The 18,066-nt window shown below is 37.8% G+C and carries 21 protein-coding genes; 2 read left to right on the forward strand and 19 right to left on the reverse strand.

Translation table 11 applies throughout. The annotated features are described in order from the left end of the window. Positions 1-120: 120 nt before the first annotated feature. Positions 121-792, forward strand: coding sequence for an SOS response-associated peptidase (locus ACNSTQ_RS15385; protein WP_418200702.1), 672 nt, complete (start codon positions 121-123; stop codon positions 790-792). A 163-nt stretch (positions 793-955) separates the two neighbouring features. On the opposite strand, the gene ACNSTQ_RS15390 is transcribed toward ACNSTQ_RS15385, so the two are convergent. Then, positions 956-1,864 (reverse strand): phosphatase PAP2 family protein, encoded by a 909-nt coding sequence (locus tag ACNSTQ_RS15390; protein WP_418200703.1) that lies wholly within the window; start codon positions 1,862-1,864, stop codon positions 956-958. Positions 1,865-2,382: 518 nt separating this feature from the next. Between ACNSTQ_RS15390 and ACNSTQ_RS15395 the strand changes: the two genes are divergently transcribed. Next, positions 2,383-2,730: a hypothetical protein gene (locus ACNSTQ_RS15395; RefSeq protein ID WP_418200704.1), complete on the forward strand. Its 348-nt coding sequence runs from the start codon at positions 2,383-2,385 to the stop codon at positions 2,728-2,730. Between the two features lie 290 nt (positions 2,731-3,020). Here ACNSTQ_RS15395 and ACNSTQ_RS15400 read toward each other — a convergent pair whose 3' ends face one another. The 18 genes from ACNSTQ_RS15400 to ACNSTQ_RS15485 all read right to left on the reverse strand — a co-directional run bounded on the left by ACNSTQ_RS15400 (position 3,021) and on the right by ACNSTQ_RS15485 (position 18,062). Further along, positions 3,021-3,596, reverse strand: coding sequence for a class I SAM-dependent methyltransferase (locus ACNSTQ_RS15400; RefSeq protein ID WP_418200705.1), 576 nt, complete (start codon positions 3,594-3,596; stop codon positions 3,021-3,023). A 285-nt stretch (positions 3,597-3,881) separates the two neighbouring features. Beyond that, a complete protein-coding gene (locus ACNSTQ_RS15405; protein WP_209124632.1) occupies positions 3,882-4,178 on the reverse strand; it encodes a ferredoxin family protein in 297 nt (98 codons plus the stop codon). Continuing rightward, positions 4,178-5,473 carry an FAD-dependent oxidoreductase gene (locus tag ACNSTQ_RS15410; protein ID WP_418200706.1) on the reverse strand — a complete coding sequence of 432 codons (1,296 nt, stop codon included), beginning with the start codon at positions 5,471-5,473 and terminating at the stop codon, positions 4,178-4,180. The genes ACNSTQ_RS15405 and ACNSTQ_RS15410 overlap by 1 nt, the downstream gene beginning before the upstream one ends. Then, positions 5,457-6,491, reverse strand: a complete 1,035-nt coding sequence (locus tag ACNSTQ_RS15415) for an electron transfer flavoprotein subunit alpha/FixB family protein (RefSeq protein WP_418200707.1) — start codon at positions 6,489-6,491, stop codon at positions 5,457-5,459. The genes ACNSTQ_RS15410 and ACNSTQ_RS15415 overlap by 17 nt, the downstream gene beginning before the upstream one ends. After that, positions 6,491-7,318 (reverse strand): electron transfer flavoprotein subunit beta/FixA family protein, encoded by an 828-nt coding sequence (locus ACNSTQ_RS15420; RefSeq protein WP_418200708.1) that lies wholly within the window; start codon positions 7,316-7,318, stop codon positions 6,491-6,493. Before ACNSTQ_RS15420 ends, ACNSTQ_RS15415 begins: the two co-directional genes overlap by 1 nt. 361 nt (positions 7,319-7,679) lie before the next feature. Next, positions 7,680-8,543, reverse strand: coding sequence for a permease (locus ACNSTQ_RS15425; protein WP_418200709.1), 864 nt, complete (start codon positions 8,541-8,543; stop codon positions 7,680-7,682). Between the two features lie 258 nt (positions 8,544-8,801). Then, positions 8,802-9,620: an amidohydrolase family protein gene (locus tag ACNSTQ_RS15430; protein WP_418200710.1), complete on the reverse strand. Its 819-nt coding sequence runs from the start codon at positions 9,618-9,620 to the stop codon at positions 8,802-8,804. Between the two features lie 241 nt (positions 9,621-9,861). Continuing rightward, positions 9,862-10,632, reverse strand: a complete 771-nt coding sequence (locus ACNSTQ_RS15435) for an SDR family NAD(P)-dependent oxidoreductase (protein ID WP_418200711.1) — start codon at positions 10,630-10,632, stop codon at positions 9,862-9,864. A gap of 171 nt (positions 10,633-10,803) precedes the next feature. Beyond that, on the reverse strand, positions 10,804-11,913 hold the full coding sequence (locus ACNSTQ_RS15440; protein ID WP_418200712.1) for a hypothetical protein: 1,110 nt from the start codon (positions 11,911-11,913) through the stop codon (positions 10,804-10,806). Positions 11,914-12,087: 174 nt separating this feature from the next. Then, a complete protein-coding gene (locus ACNSTQ_RS15445) occupies positions 12,088-12,540 on the reverse strand; it encodes an Hsp20/alpha crystallin family protein (RefSeq protein ID WP_418200713.1) in 453 nt (150 codons plus the stop codon). Positions 12,541-12,578: 38 nt separating this feature from the next. Continuing rightward, positions 12,579-12,797: a spore germination protein gene (locus ACNSTQ_RS15450; protein ID WP_418200714.1), complete on the reverse strand. Its 219-nt coding sequence runs from the start codon at positions 12,795-12,797 to the stop codon at positions 12,579-12,581. A 65-nt stretch (positions 12,798-12,862) separates the two neighbouring features. Further along, entirely contained in the window at positions 12,863-13,234 is a 372-nt protein-coding gene (locus ACNSTQ_RS15455) for a spore germination protein GerPE (protein ID WP_418200715.1), read from the reverse strand. A 43-nt stretch (positions 13,235-13,277) separates the two neighbouring features. Continuing rightward, complete coding sequence (locus tag ACNSTQ_RS15460) at positions 13,278-13,457, reverse strand: spore gernimation protein GerPD (protein WP_216828592.1); 180 nt, start codon at positions 13,455-13,457, stop codon at positions 13,278-13,280. Next, positions 13,454-14,068, reverse strand: a complete 615-nt coding sequence (gerPC, locus tag ACNSTQ_RS15465; RefSeq protein ID WP_418200716.1) for a spore germination protein GerPC — start codon at positions 14,066-14,068, stop codon at positions 13,454-13,456. Before gerPC ends, ACNSTQ_RS15460 begins: the two co-directional genes overlap by 4 nt. Positions 14,069-14,105: 37 nt before the next feature. Beyond that, positions 14,106-14,315 carry a spore germination protein GerPB gene (locus tag ACNSTQ_RS15470; protein ID WP_275118203.1) on the reverse strand — a complete coding sequence of 70 codons (210 nt, stop codon included), beginning with the start codon at positions 14,313-14,315 and terminating at the stop codon, positions 14,106-14,108. A 15-nt stretch (positions 14,316-14,330) separates the two neighbouring features. Next, on the reverse strand, positions 14,331-14,552 hold the full coding sequence (locus tag ACNSTQ_RS15475; RefSeq protein ID WP_418200717.1) for a spore germination protein: 222 nt from the start codon (positions 14,550-14,552) through the stop codon (positions 14,331-14,333). 459 nt (positions 14,553-15,011) lie between these two features. Then, positions 15,012-16,538 carry a hypothetical protein gene (locus tag ACNSTQ_RS15480; protein WP_418200718.1) on the reverse strand — a complete coding sequence of 509 codons (1,527 nt, stop codon included), beginning with the start codon at positions 16,536-16,538 and terminating at the stop codon, positions 15,012-15,014. 30 nt (positions 16,539-16,568) lie between these two features. After that, on the reverse strand, positions 16,569-18,062 hold the full coding sequence (locus ACNSTQ_RS15485) for an AAA family ATPase (protein WP_418200719.1): 1,494 nt from the start codon (positions 18,060-18,062) through the stop codon (positions 16,569-16,571). Between the last annotated feature and the right edge of the window lie 4 nt (positions 18,063-18,066).

The raw sequence follows: 18,066 nt of genomic DNA on the forward strand, positions 1-18,066 counted from the left end.
AACGACTGGTGCATTTAAATGAGCCAGTCGTTTTTTTAGTTTTTGTAGATGATGATAAAATCCTTTATGGAAGATACGTAACTTGCCTATAATGATAGTAAAAAATGTGAGGTGAACAAGATGTGTGGACGATTTACACTAGCTGCGGATCCTTCTTTACTTAAAGAACGATTTGAAATTATAAACGATTTCGATGATCAATATTCAGCAAGGTACAACATCGCACCTAGTCAACCTATATTAACTGTAATCAATGATGGTGAAGCCAACCGAGCTGGTTTTCTGCGCTGGGGCCTCATCCCTTCTTGGGCAAAAGACCCGAAAATCGGCTATAAACTAATTAATGCGAGAGCCGAAACGTTAGCGGAAAAAGCAAGCTTTAAACATGCCTACAAAAAGCGTAGGTGTCTAGTCATTGCAGATAGCTTTTATGAGTGGAAAAAAGTTGAGAAGAAAAAAGTACCAGTAAGAATTAAGCTAAAACGTGAACAGGTATTCGCCATGGCCGGATTATGGGAACGATGGAATTCCCCAGATGGGAATGTCATTTATTCGTGTACGATCGTTACAACGAGCCCTAATTGGTTTATGAAGGATATTCATGATCGAATGCCTGTCATTCTAACAAAAGAAACGGAAAAGGTTTGGTTACATAAGCAGATTGAAGACCAAGATGTTTTAGATGAAATTCTTCAACCGTTTCCACCAGAAGAAATGGAAGCTTATGAAGTATCAACTGAAGTTAATTCCCCCAAAAATGACTCCCCTTCTTTAATTATGCCTGTTGTGTAAATCTCGAAACAATGGAGTTACAAAGTAGATTATACTTCTCAGATTTCATTCATTTAGTTTACATATACAATTCAATTAACCTCGAATTCTACACCAACTAGCTCTACAAGCAATGATAAAAGAACGAAAAAAGGCCGACCTTGTAAAGTCAGCCTTTTCACCTTTATCCAGAAATCGTTGAATCCTTCGGTGCAGGAACAGAACGTTCGGATTGGTATAGCTTTAGTAAAACAAAGACTAGTGGAGCGATGTATAATCCCCATAATCCGACGAAAGCATACCGTATAAAATCAAAAAGGATTGCATCTGGGAAGATAACTTTTAACCCTGATTGAATGGCAACGAGACCAACGATACCGATTATAAAAGCAGTTGCTTTTTTCCAAATTTCTTTAGCAATAACCATTTGATTAGTTTGAGCTTCTAGTAAGTAACCGACACCTGCTCCTAATAAAAAGCCAGCGTATTTAATACCCTCTTCTTCTGGGAAAATGAGCATTAGAAAGATCGGGAAGACAATCGCTAAGATCCATTTGATGTTCGTTGATAACTTAGAAACCCGTTTCTCAATGGCAATAGCAATGATTAAGACTACTACTGCCAGTGAAACGCCAACCATGACGTCTGTTGGCCAATGTAAACCCGAATAGAGTCGAGATAAAGAAATCAAGAATACGATTATGATTGCAAAAATCCAAAACGAACGTTTATTAATCATATAAGCTAAATACCCAAATAATGTAGCTGATCCTTGAGCATGTCCGCTCGGAAACGAATCATACGGATAATGACTCCCTACTTCTGCCGATTCTAAAAAAATAGAATTTACACCCTCGATATCAATAGGTCTTTTTACAGCAAAATGAATTTTGAAAAAAGCGTTGATGTAAATCGACACTAAAAAGATATAGAATAATCGAAAACCTGCAGTTTTAGAAATGCACCAGTAAACGAGCGGTAAAATGATCATATAAAATTCTTCATTTCCTAGAAACGTTAAGATAAGTGCAAAGAAATTTAAAAATGGATTTTGCAGCTCAGTCATTGTCACTAAAATATCGGTTTGATTCATAAGACCTCCTTGTTTGGTTATAAAATTATCTTACTATCATTCGACATGCTGGTCTAAATCCCTCCTAAAGTGACATTATATTTTTGAATAAGTGACCTAGATCGTAATGGACGCTTGTCTTGTAAGTCAAAACTTACTAAAAGCTGCTAATTAAAAATTTAACGATAAAAAATTGAAAGAATTTTCTCAAAATAAAAATCTTTTTCCGAAAACGAACATATAATACAATAATTCGATTTCCAATTGCATGGAACACAGCATTGAAAACGTTTTCACTTTATAGCTAAGTCTTGGTCTTATTAAATGGCTGTTTTCGTAAACTTTGTTGCTTTTGGACCGATTTTTGAAAAGAAAATTTCCCTTTTCACGACAAATTCATTTGTCTGAACGGCAATTTTCTTTTCAAAAGCTTCACGCTATGCGTGAAGAGCCAAGCATTCGCTTGGCTTACGGTCCAAAAGCAAGGAGCAACAATCTTTGAGAAAAGAGCCTATTAAATAGAAAAAGGAGAAATGTGTATGAACTTCATTCCTAACTTTGGTGAGTTTTACCAAAAGCCACTGGTACCTATCGGTGAAAATGACAGGATCTTAGCTTTAGAAAAGTTAGCGAAGCAGGAATTGCTTGACGACTGTACACATTGGCTTATTGCCTTAGAAGGTAGAGAAATCTCACAAAACTGTAATTTTTATCAGTGGAGAGTGTTAGTCTACCCTGCCAAAACCTGTGGTCGATTTAATTGTCAACATCCATACTTTATATCGGCATTTTTCCCTACGATGGAAGATGCTTTATCATTTACAAAGAAAATTGAAACAAGTGCAACTAAAGACAATATGACGAAAATCCCACAAGCCGCTAGTTAACCTCAAAAAAAGAAACAAGATCACGTCTTCGTTTCTTTTTGAAATCGTTTGTGAACAGATACACATACATAACCCCTCTTAAAACCGCCTCTCCTGCTTATTTCTAAGAAGAAGTATAAGTAAAATGGTTGTGGTAGCTGAAAAAAGAACGTTTCCTCATCAGATGAACACCCATTAAACCTATGTCAAATGGTCTATTTCATAAACCATTCGATATGGACAAGCCGTATTAGTTATTAGATGGTGTGTAACCATGGTAGCTCCTAATTAAAGTGATAAGCAACACATGGTTAGAATGATGAGTGTTTTTTTCGTGCCAAAATGGTTTGACGACCCTCATGTTCATTTTCCTCATAAAATAAGACATGCCAGTTTGTATTTGAAAAGGTTGAGAGTAACTCACCGGGGTGTAGTTTGTATTGAGCTGCTACGTTCTGTTGGTTTAAAGGTGAATGAAAGAAGGTCTCCATGAAAAAGTAGCCATTGTCTTTTATGATGGATGGGATCATAGAAAAAATGGATCGGTCAAGGTAATACGTGATGACGACGAAATCAAATACCTTCTCTTTATTATGAAAAAAACTCTTATCGGTTAGATCCTTTACTGATGGATGAATGTTCAGGCTCTTATGTATCGACTGTTGTTTTAGATGTTCAATGGCGACATCCGAAACGTCAATTGCTTTAACTTCATAGTTTTGCTGGGCAAGGTATATACTGTTTGCCCCAAGGCCACAAGCAAGGTCGAGAGCCGAACCACCTGTGAAATACTGTGACTGCTGTTGTAATCTTGGATTGGGTACAGGTAAACCCATATCATGGAGACGGCTTTCGTACTTCTGGTTCCATTTTTGTCGTGAGTTCAATTTTATCAGCTCCTTACAATTAAGTTTTATCTAAAGAATTATAACTTCTGGGACTTGAATTAAACTGAATGTTTTACAGTAATGAAGAAAGTGCACACCTAATGATTGTAACAGTTTTCAGCCATCTAGAATGAATAATTAATCTTACTGTTTTAAAAGGTAATTTAATTTTAAACTCTTTCGCACGAATAAAAAAAGCTATTACCATGGTGAAGTAATAGCTTTGGGATCGATCAAATGAACCTCTATTTGATTCTATCTAATACAATTACAACACTCTACCTATTACCCTAACCGAAACACAATGCCGTGGCCACCTTTTGGGTATTCCCACTGAATGTTTTGATGCGGACAACCAATCCTGCAGCTTCCACATTCATGACAGCCCTCATACCCTACATGCATTCGGATATCTTCCCACTTGTAAATCTCAGCTGGACAAAAGATCGTACAGATTTTGTCTGGGCATTTATTCAAACAGATGTCTTCATCCATGACATGGAGATGTGATTTCGTATCGGCGTTAAAGCGAACAAGATACTGCTTTTCTTCGATAGACTGACCTTTTTTCTGTTCACTCATTATTTCATCACCTTCCAAGCTTTAATCATATCGCGCGCAATCTTAAGTTTCTGTTTAGGTGTCCCGATATCTTTAATAATTTTCTTTTGTTTATCACGTTTAGACATTCCATCAACGGTAAACATTTGGCTTGCGGCTTTGTTCATCATCGGAATATATTGATCAAAGTATTGTGGGAATTTATCGAAGTGGTGTGTAGAGTCCTTGTATTTTTTCAAGTCTTGACCGACAAAGCTATCCATTAATTTCTTACGGTAATAATCTAACGTTTTTTCAGAAAAATCACCTGCTTCTTTTGCTTTCAACACCGTTTCAGCAGCGAATCGCCCCGATGTCATCGCTAAGTTCGAGCCTTCACGGTGGATCGCATTAACGAGTTGGGCTGCATCTCCAACGACGATGACGCCATTCCCAACGACTTTCCCCATCGAATGGTATCCACCTTCTGGAATGAGGTGAGCTAAATATTCTTGCGGCTCGCTTCCTTGAATATACGGACGGATCATCGGATGGTTCTTCACATACTCTAGCAGTTCGTACGGTCGAATTTTATGCTTGATTAAACCTGATAAGAGAGTGCCGACACCAATACTTAACGTATCTTTATTCGTATAAAGGAAACCTGTGCCTAAAATCCCTTTTGTCGCATCACCGAAAAGTTCAATCGTACAGCCTTGATTTTTTTCGAGATTAAAACGGTCTTCAATAATTTTAGAATCCAGTTTTAAAATTTCCATCGTTGCAAGCGCAACTTCATCTGGCTGGTATTCTTTATGAAAGCCAAGTGATTTAGCAAGAAGTGAGTTCACCCCATCGGCTAAAACGACGACATCCGCATAGACTTCTCCGTCTGGTCGGTCAGTTCGAACACCAACAACTTTTCCATCTTCAACGATACATTCTAGAACAACGGTTTCGTTGACGAGTAAGGCACCTTGCTCAACCGCTTTACCTGCAAACCACTGGTCAAACTTCGCACGTAAAACTGTAAAGTTGTTATATGGCTCTCTTCCCCACTCCAGTCCTTTATAGCCAAACGTTACCGCAGACTCTTTATCCATCATCATAAAGCGTTGTTCAACGACAGGGCGTTCAAGTGGTGCTTCCTTATAAAATTCAGGGATCACATCTTCCATCATTTGCCGATAAAGAACACCACCCATTACATTTTTTGACCCTGGGTATTCCCCGCGCTCAAGAAGAAGAACTTTCGCACCTCCTTTGGCTAAGTCATGAGCACATGAAATTCCAGCAGGTCCTGCTCCAACGACAATACAATCAAACTTTTCGGGCATGTTGTGCCTCCTCTCTCGACAACGCATGTTTAAATTGATCAATTAACATCGGAACGATTTCAAACGCATCACCGACAATTCCGTAATGGCACGACTCAAAGATTGGAGCATCCGCATCTTTATTAATGGCGATGATTAACCCTGAGTTTTTCATGCCGACAATATGTTGAATAGCCCCTGAGATACCTATCGCAAAGTAAATTTTTGGCGTAACCGTAACTCCTGTCTGCCCGACTTGATGATGGTGTTCAATCCAGCCTGCTTCAACGACATCTCGGCTTGCTCCAACCGCACCGCCTAGTGTATTGGCGAGTTCATGACATAATTGAAACCCTTCTGAACTTCCGAGTCCTTTCCCTCCGGCGACAATAATATCGGCTTCATCTATTTTTACTTTCTGCGTTGCCATTCTAACAATCTCTAATACTTTTGTTCTTACATCTTCTTCTTTTAATGGAAGGTGTTCTTCGACTAATTTTCCGCTTCGACCGGTTTCTCTAGCAAGCGCTTTCATGACTTTCGGACGGACAGTCGCCATTTGCGGTCGATATTTTTTACAAAGAATCGTAGCCATAATGTTCCCGCCGAAAGCTGGACGGCTAGCTAGTAGTAATCCCGTATCCTCTTCGACATCGAGTTCTGTTGTATCTGCAGTTAAGCCTGTCGGTAAATCGGTTGCTACCGCACTTGCTAAGTCTTTTCCGGTTGAAGTTGCGCCATATAAAATAATTTCTGGTTTGTGTTTTTCACTGCAATCTAGTAGGGCTTTCATAAACGATTCTGTACGATAATCTTTAAAAATAGGGGCATCGTACACATAAACGACATCTGCACCAAACTCATAAACTTCGTTTGCGAGATGTTTCACATTTTCGCCGATGATAACGCCACCTAATTCGACTCCGCGTTTATCAGCAAGTTTTCTTCCGGCTCCTAGTAATTCGACAGATACTGGAGCGATTATTCCATCCGTTTCCTCGATAAAAACCCAGACCCCACGATAATCTTCAAAGTTCATTACGCTCCTCCTTTCTGGGTAAAGAGTTCCTTTTTCTCCATTAATACGCTAAGTAGTTGATCGACCTGTTCTTGTGAGCTTCCTTCTAAGATCTTTCCGCCTTCTGGCTTCGGTGGGGCCCACACTTTAGATACGATTGTTGGTGAGCCTTTTAGACCGAGTTGTTTTTTATCTACGCCTTCCAAATCGGCAACCGCCCAAATCGTAGGTTCATAGCGGGCAGCTCTTAACATATTAGGAAACGTCGAATAAGGAACTTCATTAATCTCCTTTTCTACTGATAGTAAACACGGTATTTGCGATTGAATGACTTCATAACCGTCTTCCAGCTTACGGTGGACGACCATATGACCTTCTTCTTTGTTTACTTCAACGACCTTCTTAACCGAAGTTAATGGTGGTATATCCAGTCGTCTTGCAATACCAGGGCCAACTTGTCCTGTATCCCCATCAATGGTCATTTTTCCGCAGATAATTAAATCAATTGGCTTGATTTTTGAGATTTTCTCAAGAGCACACGTTAAGGCATAGCTTGTTGCTAATGTGTCAGCACCCGCAAACGCACGGTCTGAGATCATATACCCTTCATCAGCCCCAATTTCAATGCATTTTTTAATCGCTTTTACAGCTGGTGGAGGACCCATCGTCAGGACGGAAACCGTTCCTCCGTATCGGTTTTTTAAGCGTACTGCTTCTTCCACAGCATGTGAGTCGTAAGGATTTAAAATGGCGGGGGCACTAGCTCGGTCCATCGTGTTCGTTTTAGGGTTCATCTTGATGATCTTCGTATCAGGCACCTGTTTAATACACGCTACGATATGCAGCAATTCGATCACTCCTTTCAACACCAAACTATTCATTTTTCAGACAGGTATGTGTTTACCATTTATGTCATTACTTTAAATATATAAGGACAATGCTAATAAAATGCTTTTTTCTTTTGAGATTATCATCTTGTTTAGTAGTGGCTTAACATAGTTTCTAGAAAAAAAGAAAGGTAGAACATTTCCGTGTTACACGGACGTTCTACCTTTTTACTACCTTACACAGTTATTGGGATTGACTTTGACAACATGTGTTCCTAGCCGAGCTGTCCTTTACTTCTTCAATACGGAAGTTACAACAAGTATCCTTTGTTTCTTCTTTCTTGAGTAATTTTTTCAGTAAATTGAACATCTTAACCCCTCCTTATATAAGATAAAAGATAAACCCAGAAATAGTTGACATTGAGATGACAGACATAACAAAGGCGATGACGAGCTCCTTTTTAAAAATGGATTTTAATAGAATCAATTCGGGTAAACTGGCTCCAGCTGAGCTTATCATCATGGCCATGACTGGACCTAAAGCCATTCCTTTTAAAATTAAAACTTGGGAAATCGGGATCATACTTGATAACCGAATATATAAAGGTATCCCTACGATGGCTGCTACGGGTATGAGCCACCACGCATCATGACCAAACCACCTAGCGATCCATTCTGTCGGAACGAGTCCATGAATAACAGCGCCAACGGCGGCACCTATTAATAAATACGGTAGAACACTCTTCATTAACTTCATCGTCTCTTTTAGTGAAGAGCGGAAGTCGAATTTTTTAGTACGTGGCTCAAACCCGGTGAGCATGACATTTTTTACTGACCTTTCAAAACCAAATGCTTCTAATGTAAACCCAATGACAAGCGAAAGGGATGCGGTAATAAGAATATAAATCAGTGTCACTTTCCACCCTAAAATGACGCCCATGATGGTTAAGATGGTAGGGTCCAATACCGGTGAAGCAAATAAAAATACCATAACAATGCTAAAAGGAATTTTGTTTCTTAGCATATTAACGACAACTGGGATCGTCGAACACGAACAAAACGGTGTAACGAAAGCAAAAAATAAGGCAAATAGCCCAGCTAGAAATTTATTTTTACCAGCTAACGTTCTTTCCATTTTTTCATAAGGTATATAACCTTGCACTAAACCGATAATCAATGAAATAAAGAAAAATAAAATGGTTAACTCTACGGCAATAAATAGAAAACTCTTCAATACATCAGCCATTACTTTCAACTCCATTAATCAATTTTTTTTGATATATTAAACAAAAAATAAATCGCAGATACCTTGAGTTCCACGTGTAATCCTTTAATCAAATTTATTTGATGAATTAATTATAGTGCCATTTTTTTCTTGTTACAATAGTTTAATCAAAAAAAATTGATATTTTTTCGTTCGACATAATACTACATACATAAAAGAGACGCACTTTTAATGAGTGTGCGCCTATACCTGTTCTCACAATTTAGAGCTTCGCAACTTTTATATACCCCAGAACCTCTTTGCATTATCATAAAATAAAGCTTGTTTAACAATTGGATCTAGATCAAGATTTGCAAATTGTTGCTCGATTTCACCTGCTGTTCCATTTAGTAACGGGAAGTCACTGCCATACATCATGCGGTCTGGCATACGTTCGATCCACTCTTTAAATTGTTCTGGAGGTGGAAAATCGTCTAACATACTTTTAGCATCTAATGCAGCAGTATCGAACATGACACCAGGTAATTGTTCAGCGAGACGAAGAAACTCCTCGGTTTCATTCATGCCGAGATGTGCAACTTGCACCTTTAAATTAGGGTATCGCTCCATGACCTGAGCAAAATATTTTACGCCAACAGTCCCGGTATAATCAACAGGTGCTGTTCCTGCATGAACGATTACGGGCTTATCATAATGAATTAGCGTTTCATATAAAGGAAATAGTCGCTCATCATACATTTTGACGTTTTGTACTTGGCAATGCAGCTTCATACCGGCAAATCCAAGTTCACCTAAACATCTAATCGTTTCTGTTTCGACGTCATCTTCATGATGAACAGAACCAATCGGGACAACTTCTGGTCGTTCTTTCGACTGCTCATAAAGCCAATTGTTTAATTCAGCTGCCATTCCTTTTTTATGTACATAGAGAAGCACTAAAAACTTCTCAAAACCGTTTTGTGCAGGGTAATCAAATATCTTCTCAGCATTCCAACCGTCATAAGGAACTTTCCATCCTTCTCTTTGAAACCAACTATAGATTGCATTCATTAATTTTTCTGGAAAAGCATGAACGTGTACGTCAATTTTATGGTTCAAGGTTAATCCCCCTATTTCAGAAATTTCAGTTTATTCATAATGTAAGTATACCATTTTTTTAATGTAATGAGATACATTCTTTGAACATGTAGAAACAGGGTACCGAAAAAAGACGAAAATCCATAGGATGTCCGTCTTTGATCTTTGAGTATTACTTTATTTTTTAGTCGCACAGTAGGTACCGCCCACCCTAGCTATTGTTATTTTAGACAGGTTACCGCCTTCTTGCCATTTCACTAGTTTATTGTGCTGATAGACCACCGTCAATTGGGAAGATCACACCCGTAATGAAATTTGCTTGTTCAGATGCTAAATATAGAACAGCATTTGCTACATCATCGGACTCACCGTATCTACCCAGTGGGATTGTTTTTGTTAAGTTTTCTTTTACTAGGTCTGCATGTTCTGGAGAGAAACCAGCTTCTAACGAACGCATCATGCGAGTATTGACAGGAGATGGATTTACAGCATTTACGCGAACACCGTATGTTGCTGCTTCAATGGCTGTTGCTTTCGTTAAACCTACCACTGCATGCTTTGAGGCGATATACGCACTAACGTTAGGGCTTCCTTTTAAACCTGCGATCGAAGACATGTTGATAACGGAGCCGCTTTTTTGTTCTTGCATGACGCGCAAGACATGTTTCAAGCCGTAAAATACTCCTTTAATATTGACATCTACTACTAAATCCAGTGTTTCTGAAGGGTATTCTGTGATTGGTTGAACGACCCCTTCGACACCAGCATTATTAAAAAAGACATCAATTCTGCCATACTTTTGCTTCGTAAGTTGAACATAACGTTCCACTTGTTCTTCTTTACTCACATCGGCTTGAACGAGCAAATATTTTCCTTCAGTTAATTGCAATTCTTTTGCAGTGACTTGAAGGGTTTCTTCATGTAAATCAACTAATACTACATTTGCTCCTTCATCCGCAAATGCTTTTACGGTTTCCTTACCAATACCTGCTGCCGCTCCTGTTATGACTACAATTTTATCAGCAAATTTCATTGTCTTCACCCTTTACAATAGTATGTAGCTGTTTCACTTTTAGCTTATCATATCTATGAATATACTATTTTTCGATTTGTGAATATCTGGTGATTAATATGGAACATTTTAGTGAAAGTTTTGCCGTTTTTAAATCTTCACTCCACGAAAAGCGGTTTCTCATTTTCTCGGTTAAGTGTTTCCTAATTTTTTTAAGGTAATGTTCATTATATCCAGTGCTTTACGAGTTTTTTCCGTTTCAGATACAATGTCTGGATTTAATAGAAATTCCGTTTCTGCTTGGTGTTTAAACAGGAGAAAAGCTTGGATTACTCTGTGCGATAATTGATTCGCATAAAAATCATTTTTGCCGTAATCGCTCCTTAAATACGTAACATAGTTAATGATTTTAACCATGGAAACGGCAATTGCATCTTTCGGTAACTTACCGATAAAATTTGCAATGCTTCCACCGCCTACTGCTCCAAGCAGTGCACCACCGCCTATTAAGATTTGTAACCCGCCTGCCATTCCTAAACCACCGGCTGCAATAGCACCTCCTCCAATAGCAGCAAGTCCAGCAGATGTAGCTGCAGCACCGGCTAGACCCATAGTTCCTCCAATAGCTGCTGCGATTGCTGGTGCAGCTAATCCTGCAGTTAAAATAGCCGCACCTGTACCTGCAATCGACCATTTGATAACGCGTCCCCAGTAATTATTGACTTCTTTTAAGAAATTTCCTGTATTTTTAATAATTGATTTTCCGACGTGATTAGAAAAGCCACATTCCGTTGATATCACTTCAAGTCCTTTATTCATATCACGCTCAGATAAACCTTTAGGGAATCCTTCCAGTTCGGCATAGACGGGTGTTAAAACGGCTTCTTGTAAAAGTAAGTACAGTTTATATTCATTTTCTTTTTTTTCTAGAAAGATATTTTTCAATTCTTCAATCGTTGCTTGTTTTAAACTTTGATCGTGCTTTAAAGTTGCCCACGCTTGCTCAGACCATAACGTGAGCCACTGTTTCTTATCCGTCAATTCTTTTCTTAGCGAATCTGCGCGCCAGCTGTCATATGTATGTTTAATGTTATTGTAGGAACCTTTTAGAATATTTGCTACCCCAATAATTGTTTTAGGTTGCGGTTTTTGTGGTAGCTTTTGTTGCTCTTGTGTTATTTTTTCACGAACGATAGCTAGGTCGATTTCCACTCGCTTTTCTACGAGTTTAATAATGAATGCAAGTCCGTAACTATCAATATGAAAGGCATCCAGCCCTTGGATCGTAAGGTGATGGTTCATAGTTGATACCCTCTTTCAGATGATGAATTTTCCCGCATGGTTGCTCTTTCTATTATAGAAGGAAAACAAAGGAATTCACAATAAAAAAATGGTGTCAGGTACCTTTAGTACGGCAGTACGATAAAGGTACCTGACACCATTAATACGTTAGTGTATTGAAGGTGCCTGGCACCGTCATTGGTCTTCGTCTTCGATGGACTGAATGGCGATTTGCTGGCGGTCATTTTGGGTTAATAAGCGGTGGCAATGAATATACAGGACTCCTTTGCGATACACCGTTTCGACTCGGTCTCTACGAATCGGATAAGGCAGGTCTATAGATCGCTTAAAGTTTCCTGGATTGGCTTCTTCTTGAAGGGTTCGATAGCCATTCAAATTGAAGTTCATCTGGCCTTCCACTTCAATCACATTTTCATCAATGTAGATGGAAATGTCTTCTTTCGATTTTAACCCTGGTAGAATGATAGCACATACTAGTTCATATCCTGACTCATAAAGATTTACTTTTAGTTGGTTCATCGAGTTGTTAGGTAAGTTTTGAAACTTATCCCAAAAGTCTTCTCTAAAAAAGTGATCAAAGTAATGTTGAAACTGTTTCACATGTTGAAATGGATCAAAATTGTTCACTTTAATGTTCCCTTCACATTAAAATTACCTACCGCAAACTATTGATTAGCGGTAACATTTTGGTCGATAACATCTGGATCTAGAGCATTATTAATATTAATACCGTTCCAGGTAAGCATAAAATCACCCGTGTGCGCACTTCCAGATCCCGTCACAGATTTACTTGCTGATTTAGGAGACATGTTCAACACATCTCCAAAACTTATATTTCCGTCATTAGCATTAATTTTAAATGGACCAAATACGATAGCTGGCATGTCAAAACACCCTTTTTATCAAGATTACTTTAGTTTATGTTGCAATTGGTTTAGCGTTACGCATTTTACGATTTTTCTACAAACTGCCGAATATGTTTAATTCGTGTTTCGGCATTAATGATTGAGTTTGAACCGATGTGAAGACTAGATGAAGAACCAACAGCAATCACTCGTATATGGTCCACATGGATAAATGGATTTTCATTCGTTCGTGTTATATTGATAGGTTCAGTGATTATGGGCATCGGGTTTTCAATATGAAACATTGGAAATGCATCAAAATTCCCTTCGTTTCCAAAATAAAATGGAATTTGCCGTTGAACAGCTAAAGCCCTTGACCACTGGTTAATATGATAACTGTCACCAACTTGGAACGAACTACTTAAAGAAACATCATTTACATTTATAGTATTTACGTGTGAAATACGACTTTGCATGGCTCCACCTCACCAATCTATAATAGAATTCCAACTTCTCAGATTATTGTTCAGGAGCTAAAGGTACAAATGGACTGACGATTAAAGACTCAGGCGGAGTATCAAAATAAGATGACAAGCAAACCGTATTTGTATCCCCTACAAGAAAAATAGAGGAACTAGCAACCCCGACAACTCGGATGGCACCTACAGACAGATTTCGATTTACGACGTTGAAATTCATGTTGGTGGATTCTCCTCTCTTGGTAAATGTTTGATAAAGGCATCAAAAGTATTCCCGATATCTTCTTTTACTTTGTTGACTGTCATTTGTTCAACTTGTTTTACATCATATTGGTTTCCTTGCACTTGACTTAAATAGTGGTTGATCCGTTGATCAATTTGTTTTTTTACATCGCCAATAATAAAATTACGGTAATTCGGATCCAATTGATAATTATGTTTTTGTTCAATGGATTGTATTAACGGATAACATTCGGTATCTAAAAAATGATAGATTTGATGTTTTATCGCTTGAACATTTTCCGGATGCATATGGGAAAATATTGGGACATTCAATTCATTTTGATTAATATTAAAATCTTCAATTGGTGATGTTCCTCCATTTGGTGTAAGACCTATATTTAACGTTCCTTCGAGACGTTCGATTTTCAGTTGATCAAACTTATATTCAATTCTGTCGATATGGCTGCCTGGAGAACCTTGTTTTAATTGAGTTACCTCTTCACGCATCTGCATAAGTTGTTGCTCTAATTCAAGAATTTTTTGATTTTGTGATTGTAGGTATCCATTCATTTTTTCAAAATACGACCCATAATTCCAATTATTATACATTGCCTTCCCACCTTTTTACGGGATTTCAATTTACCTCTTATGCGGTTGGTGGTGCCAGAGGGACAAGAGGTAAAGTAGTAGGAGGACGATCTAGTTCAGGAGCAGGTTCCACAAATCCTCCGGTATTGTATAAGTTAGAGATTCCTTTAATCATCCCTGCACTTCCGACCTGTAACACAGAAGAGTTTGTAATACCATCGACTCTTAGGTTATGAATCACAATATTTTGGTTGATAAAAAAATTCATACAAAACGCCCCTAATTAAATATTTCCTGCTATTGGCTGATCCACCAAATCAGCATCATATACTTGGGTTGTATTATAGTCATTTCTTACTTGGATACCGTCCCCTGTCATAAACGATCCAGCCCCTGCAAACGTTTTGGCTTGACTTCTAGGTGAGATATTAAAGACATCTCCAATATGAAAAACTCCACTACTTGAAATACTATTAACTTTAATAGCTCCTACTATCGCTGGCATAGACAAACACCCTTTTTTATATTCCTTGTAGGCATTATATGTTTTTTTCTGTTAGGCGTTACACCTAAAGAATATGTAAAATAATACCTCCTAAAACTCGCTTTAAATAACCTTTTATGTGAGTGGCGAGGGAGGGTACATTGTTGTTTATTGTTGACTTTTGGACATACTTTTGCGGGTTATAATTCAGAAGGTTTAATTAAACGTTTATTTAAACTTTAATTAAAAGAAATCTATTTTTAGAGGGTTATGATGAAATCTCATCTAAGAATGTAAATTATGAGAAGATATACTTCATTTTTGGCAGGGTAAAAGATTGGGAATAAACGTATTATTTCCACGGGAAGCGCAAGAAATGACAAGGTCCTAGAGGAAATGGAAGGGATTCGACTGATTTTGTCTACGTTTTCCGACACAAAAAAGAGCTCATTATTTCATGAGCTCTTCTATAACCTTATATTATATTGTAGACATAAACGCTGAAGTTCTAGCTTTCTTTAATTGTTCGAAACCATTTTTAGTAGTTGCTACTAAAGATTGGCCTATTTTTTTAGCCATTAAAAAACCTTTCGACCTTAACTTTTGCTTCGTTTCAACCACTTGTTTTCCTATCTCTGAACCCGCCATATATCCGAGTGATCCACCAATGAAAAATCCGATTGATGATCCAATAGGACCGAGAACAGATCCAAGTGCTGCCCCCTTTAGGCCCCAACTTGTGGACAACATAATTCCACAGGCGGTTGAAACCGTTACTTTTTCCATTTCTTTTAACCCTTCTATAATGGAAATATCACCTTTTCCGACTCGGATTGCGATTTTAGTATTTTCAACACCAAGATAAGCAATATCTGTTAGGACAGAAACGGGTGTATTCTGAGGGAATGGTTTTATCTTGCCTTTTTTAACAGCAATAATAAGAGCACTTGCAACAGCTGCTTTCACTCCGAAGTCACGTCCGCTTTGCAGGGCTACTGTAGCAACTTCTTTTGTATTAATTTTTTGTTTCTTTATCATTTTTTCAATCAGGTATGTACCTGTTCCGATAGCAGCACCTTGTAATGCAGCAAATCCGACCCGTTTCCCCATACCTGTTGCAAGATCTTTCATCTTGTATTCGTTCCAGTTCGTTTCATTCCATTTTCCAGATTGTGCTTCTTCTTGAAGTTTCTTCGCATTACTTTTACTTAGTGGTTCACTATTAATTTTTCCATCTGGAGATTGAATATTTTCAACTGAACCCTTTACATCGCCTGATTGTCCTTCTGGAACTAATTTTCCTTGTCCTCGGTAGTCACCTTTGTCAAATAGTTGATTCGTAGATTTTCCATCTGCTCCGTATTTGGATTGGTATCGTTTTACAATCTTTCCTGTTTCATCTCTAATAACGATATCTACAGAATTCCTCCCATAACCTTGTCCATCTTTTGGAAGAAGTACTTCAGCTCTATAGGGACTTTGTTTAGCTACAGCATTTAAATTAAATGAATTGACATGGTGTTGCTCAGCAATAAAACCATCTAGGTTAAGATTTCGATTGAATATGCCATCTTTTGTTAATAAAATCGTCTGCATCGAATCGTTAGCACTATGTATTGCCTCATCTAGCTGTTGAAAGTAAGTCATCGCTTCTTTCGTTGTTAGATGAGATGTAGCTTCTTTCAACTTTGATGCAAACCAGCTCTCCTGCGTTTTTCCTTTGCTAACTGCTTCTTCAAGAGAATTTTTATTTGTTTCATTTGTTTGAATCGTTGTAATGATTTCCTCTGCTGTTTCAAGGTGCTCTTCATGAGAAGTCGTTGGTAATTGTTTTTGTAGGTTGCGAGTCAGCCAGTCTTGTATATTGTCTTTATCTTCATACGCATCATAACTTTCTAGAAGTTGATCTTGTAGTTGGACGAGCTCAAATGCTTCATCTTCTGTAAGTGGTGGAGCAAAAATGGAGTCAATATTTAATGTCTCTTTGTCTAGCATTTTATCTGTCATATATATCGCACCTTCCTAATCGTTTTTATATTATGATTTTGAAGCAGGTTTAAAGTCCTTATAGGATTTCTTGAGCTCCTCGATCTTATCTTTAAAAAGTTCAGTAACAGATCTTGTACTTGTGATCGTTGCTAATATGTCTTCAGTCGTAAGCTGATCGCGTCCTGAAACAAATGCGGCTTCGACACTTTCCTTTACAACACTTTCGATATCTGCACCGCTGTAACCATCTGTTTTTTCACTTAACTTGGGAACATTAATCTGGTGTATATCTTCACTTCTTCGTTTTTTAATATGAATTTCAAAGATCTTTTCTCGCTCTTCACGAGTTGGTAAGTCAACATAAAATATTTCATCAAACCTCCCTTTTCGAAGTAATTCTGGAGGAAGTTTTGAGATATCATTAGCTGTTGCTATAACAAATGTTGGGCTTGTTTTTTCTTGCATCCACGTTAGAAAGTTTCCAAATAATCTTGAAGCAACTTCATTCGTACCGCCATCACCAATACCTGCAAAGGCCTTTTCTAATTCATCAATCCATAAAACACATGGAGAGATTGCTTCTGCCAAATGGATGGCTCTCCTCATATTAGCTTCTGACTCACCAACATACTTCCCTAATAATCTTCCCATGTCCAAACGTAATAAAGGAATACCAAAGAGTTGAGCCGTTGCTTTAGCGTTTAATGATTTACCACACCCTGGTAATCCGGCAATTAATACCCCTTTAGGTACATCGACCCCAAATTCAATTGCTTTATGCAGATTGTTAAACACGTTTGCTTTGGCTGAGACCCATTCTTTTAAGTAATCAAGACCACCAATTTGATTAAAACTTTCATGTAAAGGAAGCATTTCCAAAATTCCTGACTTTTTAATCATTTGATACTTTTGGTCGTAGATTAGTTCGAGATCTTTCGTTTTCAGAACGCCTTCTTTTGAATAAGCAAGGGATAGGATATTAACAATCTCGTACTCTGTTAAACCTTTGAAGGCGATCGTCAGTTCTTCTAATAAAATTTCATTTATAGCTTCCAGTTCATTTTCTTCTAAGAAACGTTGAATTAATTCCTTAATTTCAACTTCATTCATATAAGTAATTTCAACGATGGTCGTATACTTATCTAATTCAATTGGAACTTTTAAAATCGGTGATACAAAGAAAATGACAGTTTCCATTCCTTTGTATATTTTAATAGCTAGCTCTTTAAGTTGACTAACGATAATGGGTTGTTCTATAAAATGATGAATGTCTTTGATCACTAGTATTTTTCCCTCTAGATCATCGTCAAGGGTTAAGAAGGCTAAGGTATCGTCCAAGGTCTTCAACTCTTCCTGGAGTAAGGGCGTCTTCGTTTTGAAATTAACCAAACCTTTAGAAGCATTCCATTCCAAAATTTCTCGTCCATAAGCAACATTTTGAACAATTGTATCAATTTTCGTTTCTTCAAATGTATTTAAATAAAGCAACGGGTACTGTGCATCGACGTAATGTAGTATTTTTTTTTCGATTGTTTCTAGCATGAAT

It is taken from the genome of Alkalihalobacterium sp. APHAB7 (genome assembly GCF_048323755.1).
Taxonomy (GTDB): domain Bacteria; phylum Bacillota; class Bacilli; order Bacillales; family Bacillaceae_F; genus Alkalihalobacterium.